11 protein-coding genes are annotated in these 13,654 nt (G+C 40.4%); 9 read left to right on the forward strand and 2 right to left on the reverse strand.

Features of this window, described 5'->3' with window-relative positions:
* Positions 1–5: 5 nt before the first annotated feature.
* Together ACZ5WS_RS05305 and ACZ5WS_RS05310 are read left to right on the forward strand one after the other, a co-directional pair.
* Positions 6–3,122 (forward strand): efflux RND transporter permease subunit, encoded by a 3,117-nt coding sequence (locus ACZ5WS_RS05305; RefSeq protein WP_464711008.1) that lies wholly within the window; start codon positions 6–8, stop codon positions 3,120–3,122.
* 144 nt (positions 3,123–3,266) lie between these two features.
* Positions 3,267–3,722, forward strand: coding sequence for a hypothetical protein (locus ACZ5WS_RS05310; RefSeq protein WP_138606602.1), 456 nt, complete (start codon positions 3,267–3,269; stop codon positions 3,720–3,722).
* A gap of 70 nt (positions 3,723–3,792) precedes the next feature.
* On the opposite strand, the gene ACZ5WS_RS05315 is transcribed toward ACZ5WS_RS05310, so the two are convergent.
* Positions 3,793–4,299: a glycine cleavage system transcriptional repressor gene (locus ACZ5WS_RS05315; RefSeq protein ID WP_010391731.1), complete on the reverse strand. Its 507-nt coding sequence runs from the start codon at positions 4,297–4,299 to the stop codon at positions 3,793–3,795.
* Between the two features lie 421 nt (positions 4,300–4,720).
* Here ACZ5WS_RS05315 and ACZ5WS_RS05320 point away from each other — a divergent pair, with 421 nt between their 5' ends.
* From ACZ5WS_RS05320 to ACZ5WS_RS05350, 7 genes are all read left to right on the forward strand, one after another.
* Complete coding sequence (locus ACZ5WS_RS05320; RefSeq protein WP_138606601.1) at positions 4,721–6,955, forward strand: ABC transporter permease subunit; 2,235 nt, start codon at positions 4,721–4,723, stop codon at positions 6,953–6,955.
* Positions 6,956–6,970: 15 nt separating this feature from the next.
* Complete coding sequence (gene pstA, locus ACZ5WS_RS05325; RefSeq protein WP_290168596.1) at positions 6,971–8,620, forward strand: phosphate ABC transporter permease PstA; 1,650 nt, start codon at positions 6,971–6,973, stop codon at positions 8,618–8,620.
* Between the two features lie 19 nt (positions 8,621–8,639).
* The gene (pstB, locus tag ACZ5WS_RS05330) at positions 8,640–9,467 is read left to right on the forward strand and encodes a phosphate ABC transporter ATP-binding protein PstB (protein WP_008114812.1); all 828 of its coding nucleotides are present in this window, start codon (positions 8,640–8,642) and stop codon (positions 9,465–9,467) included.
* Between the two features lie 44 nt (positions 9,468–9,511).
* Positions 9,512–10,213, forward strand: coding sequence for a phosphate signaling complex protein PhoU (gene phoU, locus ACZ5WS_RS05335; protein ID WP_010391735.1), 702 nt, complete (start codon positions 9,512–9,514; stop codon positions 10,211–10,213).
* Positions 10,214–10,363: 150 nt separating this feature from the next.
* Positions 10,364–11,038 carry a TIGR00153 family protein gene (locus ACZ5WS_RS05340; RefSeq protein WP_008114817.1) on the forward strand — a complete coding sequence of 225 codons (675 nt, stop codon included), beginning with the start codon at positions 10,364–10,366 and terminating at the stop codon, positions 11,036–11,038.
* A 39-nt stretch (positions 11,039–11,077) separates the two neighbouring features.
* Entirely contained in the window at positions 11,078–12,346 is a 1,269-nt protein-coding gene (locus ACZ5WS_RS05345) for an inorganic phosphate transporter (RefSeq protein WP_138606597.1), read from the forward strand.
* An 81-nt stretch (positions 12,347–12,427) separates the two neighbouring features.
* A complete protein-coding gene (locus ACZ5WS_RS05350) occupies positions 12,428–13,345 on the forward strand; it encodes a hydrogen peroxide-inducible genes activator (protein WP_138606595.1) in 918 nt (305 codons plus the stop codon).
* 45 nt (positions 13,346–13,390) lie between these two features.
* On the opposite strand, the gene ACZ5WS_RS05355 is transcribed toward ACZ5WS_RS05350, so the two are convergent.
* Entirely contained in the window at positions 13,391–13,594 is a 204-nt protein-coding gene (locus ACZ5WS_RS05355) for a hypothetical protein (RefSeq protein WP_010391740.1), read from the reverse strand.
* Positions 13,595–13,654: the final 60 nt, after the last annotated feature.

Consider the following 13,654-nt stretch of genomic DNA (forward strand, 5'->3'; position numbering starts at 1 on the left):
TGGTTATGATTACTGCAATTATTCGCTGGTCTGTTGTTAACCGTTTTTTTGTTTTGTTACTAACCGCAATACTGATTGGTGGTGGCTTGTATGCTGTAAAAAATACGCCTGTAGATGCCTTACCCGATTTATCAGATGTACAGGTTATTGTTAAAACCTCTTATCCTGGGCAAGCGCCGCAAGTAGTGCAAGATCAGGTTACATTTCCTATAACCACGGCAATGCTATCGGTACCTGGGGCGCAAACAGTACGCGGTTTTTCGTTTTTTGGTGACTCCTACGTGTACGTTATTTTTGACGAAGACACTGATTTATACTGGGCGAGAAGTCGTGTTCAGGAATATCTAAGTCAAGTATCAGCGCGCTTACCTAGTACGGCAATTGCAGAGCTTGGCCCCGATGCCACCGGCGTTGGCTGGGTGTATTTATATGCACTCACTGATACCACCGGTAAGCATGGCATCAGCCAATTACGCAGTTTACAAGATTGGTTTTTAAAATTTGAACTGCAAACTGTACCTGGTGTGTCCGAAGTGGCATCGGTAGGCGGCATGGTTAAACAATACCAAGTAAACGTTCAGCCCGATAAGCTTCGTGCTTATGGTATTCCGCTAAGCCTTATTCAAACTGCCATTAAGCAAGGTAATCAAGAAATGGGTGCATCGGTAGTTGAGATGGCAGAAGCTGAATACATGGTAACCAGTACTGGCTACGTAAAAAGTGTTGCTGATTTAGAAGCCATTCCTTTAGGTATAAACGCTAACGGTACTGCGCTACAGTTACGTGATGTTGCTAATGTGCGTTTAGGTCCGCAAATGCGCCGCGGTGTTGCCGAGCTTAATGGCGAAGGCGAGGTGGCAGGTGGCGTAGTGGTTATGCGCTTTGGTGAAAACGCGCAAAAAACCATAGAGCTCGTTAAAGCTAAATTAGAGTCACTTAAAAAAGGGCTACCAGAGGGGGTTGAAATTGTACCTGTGTACGACCGCTCTCATTTAATAAAAGACGCAGTTGATAACCTCACTTCTAAATTGATGGAAGAGCTTATTGTAGTGGCTTTAGTGTGTGTGGTGTTTTTATTCCATGTACGCTCATCGTTGGTGGCTATTATTACCTTACCGTTAGGCATACTCACCGCTTTTATTATTATGTACTGGCAGGGTATTAACGCCAATATCATGTCATTAGGCGGGATTGCTATAGCGATTGGTGCTATGACCGATGGTGCGATTGTGATGATTGAAAATATGCACAAGCACATGGAGAAACAGCCACTAACAGATGAAAACCGTTGGCAAGTGGTGATTGATTCTGCCAGTGAAGTTGGGCCTGCGTTATTTTTGAGCTTATTAATAATTACAGTGAGTTTTATGCCGGTATTTATTTTAGAAGCTCAGGAAGGACGAATGTTTGCGCCATTAGCGTATACAAAAACCTATGCAATGGCAGCTTCTGCTGGATTAGCAATTACCTTAGTACCCGTACTGATGGGTTATTTCATTCGTGGTAAGGTGATCTCTGAAAATAAAAATCCAGTTAACCGTTTACTGGTAAATAGTTATAAGCCGCTGTTAAATCTAGTATTAAAATTTCCGAAAAGTACCTTGCTGATTGCGCTAGTTATTACTTTAATGGGCTTTTATCCGGTAAATAAAATAGGCAGTGAATTTATTCCACCTCTTGATGAGGGGGATCTAATGTATATGCCGACTACTTATCCAGGAATTTCAATAGGTAAGGCGCGCGAGCTATTGCAGCAAACCGATAAATTGATTGCCACTGTGCCCGAGGTGAAAACCGTATTTGGTAAAATTGGACGAGCGGAAACGGCAACCGATCCGGCACCGCTGACCATGATTGAAACCTTTATACAGTTTAAGCCTAAGGATCAGTGGCGCGAAGGCATGACCACTGAAAAGCTCAAACAAGAGCTGGATGCTTTAGTTAAGTTTCCTGGGCTGACGAACGCTTGGGTAATGCCAATTAAAACGCGGATAGATATGCTGGCTACAGGGATTAAAACCCCTGTGGGTATAAAAGTCGCGGGCCCTAATTTGAATGAAATTCAAAAAATAGGTCAACAAATAGAGGTGTTACTTAAAGATCTTCCCGGTACGGCGTCTGTTTACTCAGAGCGTGTAGCGGGTGGACGTTATATTAAGGTAGATATTAACCGTGAAAAAGCAGCGCGCTACAGTTTAAATATTGCTGATGTGCAACAAGTAGTCGCAACCGCAATTGGTGGCATGAACGTGACTGAAACGGTTGAGGGTCAAGAGCGCTACCCTGTAAATCTTCGTTATCCGCAAGCGTACCGTGACTCCCCTGAAGAACTGATGCTTTTACCTATTGTTACTCCAACGGGTCAACGTATCGCACTTGCTGATGTGGCGGATGTATTTATTAGTGATGGCCCTCCTGGGATAAAAAGTGAAAATGCCCGTTTAAATGGTTGGAGCTTTATTGATATTAAAGATACCGATATTGGTAGTTATGTAGTAAATGCTCAGCAGTTGCTAAACGAGCAGCTAATTTTACCTGCTGGATACTCTATAACTTGGGCAGGGCAATACGAATACATGGAGCGTGCCAAAGCCAAACTGAGTTATGTGTTACCGCTTACCTTAGCCATTATTGTAGTATTGCTTTACCTTAACTTTAGAAGTTTCACCGAGGTATTTATTATTATGGCGACTTTACCACTGGCGATGATAGGTGGCATTTGGCTAATGTACTTAGAAGGCTTTAATTTCTCTGTTGCTGTAGGAGTCGGCTTTATTGCCCTTGCTGGGGTGGCCGTAGAAATAGGCGTTATAATGTTGGTGTATTTAAATCAAGCCTATAAAGCGCAGATAGAGGCTGCTTCTAAAATTGGTAAAAGCTTGAGTATAGAGCAGCTTAAACAGGCGATACTAGAAGGTGCGGGTCTACGAGTACGTCCGGTAATGATGACAGTGGCAACCATAGTTATTGGCTTATTACCGGTGCTTTATGGTACAGGCACGGGCAGTGAAGTAATGAGCCGTATAGCGGCTCCTATGGTCGGCGGTATGTTTAGCGCCATTGTTTTAACATTGCTGGTATTGCCTGCTGTGTATTTATTGTGGCGAAAGCGCAACCTATAATATTTACACTGATTATGTAACTTGTACTGAAAATATCAGTACAAGTTAGGCAATCTTTTCTTTATCTACTGATTTTGTTGAATTTCTTATTGGCATGATTCACGCATCTATTTAATCAATAGTTTTAAAAAGTAAGGAACGCACATGCAAGTTAAAACAATTCAAGAAGTGTTCGATTGGACCGTTCAGTTTCATACACAAATGGCGGCTAATTTTTTTAGCGTAAGGGATTTACTTGGAGAGCATAACAAACAGTTAATTGATTATTGTGTTGAGTATGAAAAAAAACTTGCTGAGGATTTAATCGGATTTAAAGCAATTACTGAAATAAATACTTTAGATACATATTGTTATGAATATTTTTCAGAGCACTCAGAAATCATTAGCTTTACTGATTTAGATCGCAGTAACGAGCTAGATGAATTAGCGATTCAAGAGTATTTATCTCAGCAGCATCAAAAAGTATTAAATGCATATAGTTATTTGGCAGATAAAGCGCAGTCACCAGAGGCTCAAGAAAAGCTAGGGGAGATCTTACAGCTCGAAGAGCAAGGTCTGAAGCAGATGATGCAAAGTATTAACCGTCATGTAGATATGTAGCACTGGGTGTTATGCATAAAAAAGGCGCTATAATTAGCGCCTTTTTCGTGTTCATACTAGTAGGGCTGATTTAGCTTTGCTCTACATCCACTACTAAGTCACTTGTAATTGACTCAAGTGCATTAATAACTTCTTCTTTATTCAATCCGTTGGGCAGGCTCACGGTGGCAACAGCACTAAATATAGGCACTCCCCAGTTTGGCGCACTTTGCTGCCTAGAGTTTAAGTTTGTAATGTTCGCGCCTTTATGGCGAATAACACTTGCTAGCTCTTGCACTATACCAGGGCGATCGTTACCGGTGATCACAAAATTAAGTTGCTCAAGCTCTACAGGCTCAATTTCAGTGTTGCCCTTTTCAATGCGAACATCTAACTTAGGAAGCCCATTGAGCGCATTTTGAAATGTCTGTAAATGCTCTTCAGCCACTTCAACCTGTATAATGCCTGCAAAGTGCCCGAGTAAGTGACTCAAATTACTGCTTAACCAATTGCCATGGTTTTCTAATATAACCGATGAAATACTTTCTACTAAACCGGGGCGATCTTCCCCTAAAATAGTTATTACCAACTGCTTCATAATAGTTCTCTTTTTAAGCCCAAATGAAAAAATAAATGCATAGGCATTAAGTGATGCGATCTAATGTATTTGATTCTAAATGTATGTAAAAGCTAACCACAAAAGGATTGTTACATCTTAGGAGGTTACTTTATTATTGTTATATTAGATGCCCATTGAGTATTGTCTTGGATAAATAGTTTGTCCAATTAATAATTGATTTAGTTCATTAATAACGCAAAAATAAATATAACCACTAAAATAAATAATTCTTTAGTATTATTTTAAGTTGTAATTTTGCCTAAAACCTGCTCAAAAAGATGTAAATTTAATCTGCAAAGATGAACAGACTCTCTATAAGTAAAGAATTATTACGACTGTAACATTACTGTCACTTTGATGAAATATAATGCGCCCAACGTTAAGATATAAGGGTGTTTTGATGACTTCAAATCCGAATAAACCGACTTTTAATACGGATCGAAGCCGTCTATTTAAAGACCGGTTTGCTAAGTTTGGCATAACCGCAGGCGGTATAATGGTATTAATAGCGCTGCTATTGATCTTCTTTTACCTTCTTTATGTAGTGCAGCCCATTTTCGAGTCAGCCAAAGTTGAAAAGCGCGCTAGCTTTAATGTTGCTAATGCTGAGCAAATAGTAGGGCTTGGTGTCGAGGAGCAAACTGAGGTTGCATATTTACTTGATGATCAAGGCCAAGTTAACTTCTACAGTGTTGATAAAGCACAGTTTGGTAAAAAACTAAAAACACTTAATGCCACTTTATCCGCGCGGGTAACCAGTTTTGCAAACAGTGCTCCTTTTCAAGGGCATTATGCGTATGGTTTAGAAAATGGCACCGTAACTATTGTCGCGCCTAAGTTTTTAGTCACCTTCCCTAATAATGAGCGTAAGCTAACTCCGCGTTTAGGTTATCCTCTGGGTGAAATGGCACTCGAAGTTGATGAGCAAGGTACAGCTATTAAGCGTTTTGCCTTTAGCCATTATGAAGACAAAACAGCCGTTGTGGCACTTACTGCCGATAAACGTGTGGTATTTAGTAGCTTTGTAGCCGAAGAAAATATGTTTACCGGTGAAGTTGAATGGCAAGTGGAACGCACCGAGCTTAACGTTGATGGTCGCGTAGATGAGCTATTAATGTCGCCAGATACCACCCGCACCTTTGTTCGTTCTGCCAATCAAATTTATGTATTCGATACCCGCTATCCAAGTGAAGTTGAGCAAATTCAATTATTATCTGCCAATGAAGAAAACGCGAATATAGTGTCATCACAACTATTGGCTGGTGCAAACTCACTGATGTTGGCCAATGATAACGGTGAAATATCCCAGTGGTTTGAAATCAATACAGACTCAGGGCGTGAATTTCAAAAAATCCGTTCGTTTGAAACTACCAAACAAAGCAAGCTGAATATTTTTACTGAATTTTATCGTCGTACCTTTTTTACAACGGGTCAAAATGGTGAATTAGGGCTTTATTACACCACCAGTGAAGCAAAGTTATGGCAAGGTAAAGTCAGTGATGGTGAAATTGAACAGTTTGCTATTGCTCCGCGTTCAAATGCGGCGCTAATTTTAGCTGATAACAAGCTGACGGTTTTAGAAATTCATAACGAGCATCCAGAAGTAACGTGGTCAGCGCTTTGGCAAGAGGTGTGGTACGAAGGCTATCCTGAGCCGGGTTATATTTGGCAATCCACTTCTGCCAGTGATGATTTTGAATCGAAGTTTTCACTAGTGCCAATTTCATTTGGTACTTTAAAAGCTGCTATGTACGCAATGTTATTTGCTGTACCTATTGCTATTTCAGCCGCTATTTATACTGCTTATTTTATGTCGAGCGAATTGCGCCGTGTGGTAAAGCCAACGGTTGAAATAATGGAAGCTCTGCCTACGGTAATACTCGGCTTTTTAGCTGGCTTGTGGTTAGCGCCTTTAATTGAAGAGCACTTGCCGGCTATTGTTGGTTTACTGGTGTTACTGCCATTGGGTATTTTAGCAACCGCTTTAGGCTGGAATAAATTACCTGCGGTTATTCGCCATAAAATCCCTGAAGGCTCACATTCAATTTTATTAATACCAGTGGTGTTATTTATTGGTTGGTTGTCGTTTGCGATGAGCGAAAGTATTGAGTTATGGATGTTTGATGGCAATGTGCGTCAATACCTAACTAATGAATTAGGCATGACCTTCGATCAGCGTAATTCATTAGTAGTGGGTATCGCGATGGGCTTTGCGGTTATTCCCACTATTTTCTCAATTGCCGAAGATGCGGTATTTAGTGTGCCTAAACATTTATCAAATGGCTCGTTAGCATTAGGTGCTACGCAGTGGCAAACCCTAATTCGTGTGGTGTTATTAACCGCCAGCCCAGGTATTTTTTCTGCGGTAATGATGGGTTTAGGTCGTGCCGTAGGCGAGACTATGATTGTACTTATGGCTACCGGTAATACCCCAATTATGGATTGGAGTATTTTCCAAGGCATGCGTACCTTAGCCGCTAATATCGCCGTCGAAATGCCTGAGTCGGAAGTAGGGAGTTCGCATTACCGAATTCTATTCTTAGCCGCCTTTGTATTATTCATATTCACCTTTATTTTCAACACCGTTGCTGAGTTTGTTCGTCAGCAGCTGCGTGAAAAATACAGCTCAATGTAAGTGGAGAAACACGACATGGTAAAGCAGTGGTTTAGGTCTGGTTCTCCTTGGATTTGGATGACCGGTGGTGCTGTCAGCATCAGTTTAATTTCAGTAATTGGTTTACTCGCCATGATTGCATGGAAGGGACTAAGCTTTTTTTGGCCATCTCAAGTTATGCAGTATGAGCTTGAAGGTTCAATTGCTAAGCAAACCGTTATTGGTGAAATTTATGACCGTGAATTAGTACCTAAGTCGCGCTTAGCGGCAACGGGTATTGATGTTTCTAAATTTGAAAAAGACGAGGTTGAGCGTTTACTGATTAAAACAGGTAACCGTGAGTATGTTGATTTAGATTTTCGCTGGATACTCGAAACCGATATTAAACAAAGTTCAGCGCCCAAAGCGCTCGCGGTGTTTGAGCGTAGTAAAAACGGTAACTTTTATGGGTATGTAGAGAGCGTCATTAAAGATGGCGAAACGGTAACAGCTGATAAAGTTGAAACCTTACATGACCTTGTAGAGCGTGCGGTTGACTTAAACGACGAAGCGCTTGATTTGCAAAATGGCGACATAGGGCATATTAACTATGAGCTAGAGCGTTTACGTTTACAGGAAAAAGCCTATTTGCTTGATAATGAGCTAACCGACGAGCGTGTTGCTGAACTTGCTCAAGCGCGTGCTGATTTACGTACGAAATATGGCGAATTAGAAAAAGAGCTATTTGCACTGCGTAAACAAGCTAAACGTGACCAAGTAACCGTAAAAGATATGCGTGGTGAGGTTGTTACAATCCCGCTATATCAAGTGTTGGACGTATGGTTTCCAAACGACATGGGCTTTTTTGCTAAACTAGGTCATTACTTTGTGCAGTTAGGTAAGTTTGTTTCAGATGACCCACGTGAAGCCAATACCGAAGGTGGCGTATTTCCTGCTATTTTTGGTACGGTATTTATGGTGATGTTAATGGCTGTGATTGTAACGCCATTTGGCGTGGTTGCTGCTATTTACTTACATGAGTATGCGGCTAAAAACGCAATTACTAAAATGATCCGTATTGCGGTTATTAATTTGGCGGGTGTTCCGTCTATTGTATACGGCGTATTTGGCTTAGGTTTCTTTGTTTATATGGTTGGTGGTAGTGTTGACCAATTATTTTATCCTGAGTCATCGCCTACCCCTGTATTTGGTACTCCTGGCGTGATGTGGTCGGCACTTACCTTGGCTATATTAACGTTGCCTGTGGTAATAGTGTCAACCGAAGAAGGTTTATCTCGTATTCCTAGTACAGTACGCGATGGTTCATTAGCACTGGGTGCGACTAAGGTAGAAACGCTATGGCGAATCATTATTCCTATGGCCAGCCCTGCAATTATGACGGGATTAATTTTAGCGGTTGCTCGTGCTGCGGGTGAAGTTGCACCGCTTATGCTGGTGGGTGTGGTAAAAATGGCGCCAACGTTACCGCTTGATGGTAACTTCCCATATATACATTTAGACAGAAAGTTCATGCACTTAGGTTTTCATATTTACGATGTTGGCTTTCAAAGTCCGAACGTTGAAGCGGCGCGTCCGCTGGTATATGCAACGGCCTTTTTGTTAGTGTCGGTTATTATTACCCTTAACATCACAGCCATTGGTATACGTAACCATTTACGTGAAAAATTCAGATCGCTTGAGCATTAATTTAGTATAGGTAACAAACATGATTACAGTCGCTCCAAAAGTAAACCAAGCAAAGCCAAGCTTGAAGTTAGATTTAAATAATTTAACAGACGAACAAAAAGCGCTAGAAATTAAAGATCTCGACCTTTACTACGGTGATAAACAAGCACTGAGTAAAGTAAATATGAATATTCCTAAAGGCCAAGTAACAGCATTTATCGGCCCGTCAGGTTGTGGTAAATCAACCTTATTACGTTGTATTAACCGCATGAACGACTTGGTTGATATTTGTCGTATTGAAGGCGAAATCATGCTGCATGGACAGAATATTTACGATAAAAGCGTTGATGTTGCAGCCCTTCGTCGTAATGTCGGCATGGTGTTTCAGCGTCCAAACCCATTTCCAAAATCAATTTATGAGAATGTGGTTTACGGCCTTCGCCTGCAAGGCATTAAAGAAAAGCGTAAGCTAGATGAAGTGGTAGAGCAATCGCTACGTGGTGCGGCTCTTTGGGATGAAGTAAAAGACCGACTGCACGATAGCGCATTTGGTTTATCGGGTGGTCAGCAGCAACGTTTAGTTATAGCCCGCTCTATTGCGATAGAGCCTGAGGTATTACTACTTGATGAACCAACATCAGCACTCGACCCGATTTCAACCTTAGTAATCGAAGAGCTAATTAATGATTTAAAGAATAAGTTTACCGTGGTTATTGTTACTCACAACATGCAACAAGCGGCTCGTGTTTCTGATCAAACAGCGTTTATGTATATGGGTGAGCTGATTGAGTATTCAGATACTAATACTTTATTTACGACGCCTACGAAGAAAAAAACAGAAGATTATATTACTGGTCGTTACGGCTAGTCGGGTTAAAACGCGAAAGCAATGAATTATTAAAGAAGGTCATTATGGAACACAACATTAATAAACATATTTCTGGTCGTTTTAATCAAGAGCTAGAAGATGTTCGTAACCATGTACTAAGTATGGGTGGATTAGTTGAGCAACAACTTAATAGTGCGCTTGATGCCGTAAGCCAAAACGATGCGGTATTAGCACAAAAAGTACGTGAAAACGACTATAAAGTTAATGCAATGGAAGTCAGTATTGATGAAGATTGCACCCGTATTATTGCAAAGCGCCAACCTGCAGCCAGTGATTTGCGTTTAGTAATTGCAATAGCAAAAACCATTGCTGATTTAGAAAGAATTGGCGATGAAGCTAAGCGAATTGCTAAAGTTGCACTAGACTCATTTACTAAGGATCAACAAGATTTATTAGTAAACATTGAAAATATGGGTCGCCAAGTATCTAAAATGTTGCATGACGTTTTAGATGCATTTGCACGTATGGATGTGCAACGCGCATTTGAAGTGCATAAAGAGGATGCTAAAGTAGATAGAGAGTATGAAGCAATTACTCGTCAAATAATGACCTACATGATGGAAGATCCGCGCTCAATTCCAAAAATTATGGATTTAGTATGGTCTGTTCGCTCATTAGAGCGTATCGGCGATCGTTGTCAAAACATCGCTGAATATGTCATTTATTTTGTAAACGGCAAAGATATTCGTCATACATCTCAAGAAGATATTGAAAAATCACTGTAGTGATACGAATAACCAAAAAATATCAAAGGCAGTAATACACTGCCTTTTTTATTTTTTGTAAATAATTGAATGAGAAAAAGCGTTCACAATCTAGCTTAATGCTGTAAAATTCAGGCTGAACAGCATATTGAATTGATTAAAGGGTCAGTTATGCCAACAAATTTTTTAGGTGTTTTTGCTAAATCCCCTATAAAACCAATAGAAGAACACATCAGGAAGGCTCATCAAGCTAGCGAAAGTTTGATACCTTTTTTTAATCATGTTTTTAAAGAAGAGTGGCAACAAGCAGAAGAGCTACGTTTAACCATTCGTAATTTAGAACGTGAAGCTGATGAAATGAAAAGAACTATACGTTTACAACTACCTGGCGGGCTATTTATGCCAGTAGAGCGTACAGATCTGCTCGAATTAGTAACCCAACAAGACAAAATTGCTAACAAAGCAAAAGATATTGCTGGGCGTGTAATTGGTCGTGAAATGATCATACCAAAAGAGATCCAAGAAGACTTTTTGGCATATGTCACTCGTTGTGTCGATGCAACTAAACAAGCATCTAAAGCGATCAATGAATTAGAAGAATTGTTAGAAACGGGCTTTAAAGGCAGGGAAGTAACTCTGGTTGAAAAAATGCTCGTAGAATTGGATGCCATAGAACAAGACACGGATGAAATGCAAATTAGAATACGCCGCCAGCTACGTAAAGTAGAAAGTGAGCTAAATCCAGTTGATGTGATGTTTTTATACAAAATCATTGAATGGGTCGGTGAGCTTGCAGATATTGCAGAGCGCGTAGGATCACGTCTTGAGCTGATGTTAGCTCGTTAATTTAAAATCAGTTCAAACACGAAAGATTAAGGTTACACAATGGATATCATTGCATCTTACGGCACGGTATTAATTTTAATTGCCGCAGCAGTCGGCTTTTTTATGGCTTATGGTATTGGCGCAAACGACGTTGCCAACGCGATGGGTACATCAGTAGGTTCAAAAGCACTTACTATTAAACAAGCGATTTTTATCGCGATGATTTTTGAATTCGCAGGTGCTTATTTAGCCGGTGGTGAAGTAACATCAACAATTCGTAAAGGAATTATTGATGCTGCCCCATTTGCCGACATTCCTGAACTGATGGTTCTAGGTATGATCGCCTCTTTATTTGCCGCGGGCAGTTGGTTATTAATGGCCTCGTTTTTAGGCTGGCCGGTATCAACTACTCATTCAATCATTGGCGCGATCATTGGTTTTGCTCTTGTTGCTGTGGGCACCGAGGCTATTCAATGGGGTAAAGTTGCTGGTATTGTAGGTAGCTGGATTGTAACGCCGGCGATATCAGGTTTCATAGCTTACTTAATATTTATGAGTGCGCAAAAGCTGATTTTTGATACCGACGCTCCACTTAAAAATGCAAAGCGCTTTGTCCCAATATACATGGGTTTAGCTGGCTTTATTATGGCACTAGTGACCATTAAGAAAGGCTTAAAGCACATTGGTATTAATTTAGGTACTGTTGAAGGTTTTGCTATTTCTATTGGTATAGCGGTACTGGTTGCTGTTATCGGTAAAATTGCTATTTCTCGTTTAAATATCGATCCTAAAGCGGATAGAGAAATGCAGTTTAACAATGTAGAAAAAGTATTTGCGGTACTTATGGTACTAACCGCTTGTTGTATGGCATTTGCCCATGGTTCTAACGACGTTGCTAATGCAATTGGACCTCTAGCAGCAGTTGTAAACATTGTTGAAAACAACGGTGAAATTGCTAAGAAAGCGGCTATTGCTTGGTGGATATTACCACTAGGTGGTTTTGGTATTGTTGCCGGTCTTGCTATTTTAGGCAAAAAAGTAATTAAAACCATTGGTGAAGGTATTACTCATTTAACACCAAGCCGTGGTTTTGCTGCTGAATTAGCCGCTGCCTCTACCGTTGTTATAGCATCGGGCACAGGCTTACCTATCTCAACCACACAAACCCTAGTAGGCGCTGTGTTGGGTGTAGGTATGGCACGTGGTATTGCCGCACTAAATATGGGTGTAATAAGAAATATTGTAGTTTCTTGGGTAATTACATTGCCAGTTGGTGCTGCCCTTGCTATTGTTATTTTCTACGTACTAAGAACCGCTTTTGGGGTTTAATAAAAAGTACTTAAAAGACTTTTAGCTTGAAAAGATCTCAATGCCCTTGGTGTTGGGGTCTTTTTATTTGTGGAAAGAAAAATGACCAATCTCCCTAGTATTAAACAGCTGCAGTATTTATTAGCTGTACATCAACATCAACATTTTGGCCGAGCAGCAAGTGCCTGCTTTATTGGTCAGTCAACGCTCAGTACTGCGATTCAAAACCTAGAGGAGACTTTAGGATGTCAGCTTATAGAGCGAGAAAATCGCAGCCTAATGTTTACCACTATTGGTGAAGAGGTGGTTGAGCGTTCAAGAAAAATAATCAACGATACTATTAGTTTAAAAGAGTTAACTAAAAGCTTTTTAACACCGCTTAGTGGCACATTAACGGTAGGTGTTATTCCTACTATTGCAAGCTTTATTGCAGCGCCTTTGTATCACTTTTGTCAGCAAGTATTTGTAGATTTAGAGTTGGTATTAATTGAAGACACCAGCGATAAGTTGCTTGATAAGTTAGAGCATGGGCAAATTGATTTAGCATTATTAGCGCTGCCTTACGAAACTGATAAATTTCATACACAAGTATTAGCACAAGATCACTTTAGTTTAGTGCACCATAAAGATTACACGCCAGCCAAAGGCATTGAAGACTTTAATTTATTACCAGAAGCCAGTGTATTTTTACTTGAGCGAGAGCATTGTATGACAGGGCATGCGCTCAGTGCGTGCCATTTAAATCGCTCTAGCTGTATAAATCCCTTTGAGGCGGCTAGCTTACATACTTTATTGAGTATGGTTGAGTATAAACTTGGCGTGACGTTTTTGCCGCAAATGGCGATTAATGCAGGTATTTTAGAAAACAAAAACATGCTAGCTACGCCATCGCAAGGTGATGCCTATCGCGATATTGGTGTATTGTGGCGTAAAACAACAGGGCGCATTCGTGACTTTAAATTGTTTAGCCAACAATTAGAGGTCTTTTTGAAAAAGCAGTGTAGTGTTGATTTTAAATAGGTAAAAAAAGCGTATTTTAATTAATACGCTAAATAACACGGGGAATTATAGAGGCTGCTTATGCTGGCTGTGGTAGCTCTCTAGCGGCGGTAAAAATAGTAAGTAAACCCATACAACAACATTAAAGTACGGGACCAGCCCAAGCACTGTGAAGGTTTTTACAGGGTAGCCTTTAATCTGGGCATACTTGTAACATTGAAGCGCAATAGCAAAGTGTATAAACAATAATAACGTGATTAGTTGCGTCATAAACGTCCTCCTCATGCCCCTATGTCCACCTTTAACAGTATAGACATCTAGACGATAAGA

This window comes from Pseudoalteromonas sp. 11L1, assembly GCF_055397545.1.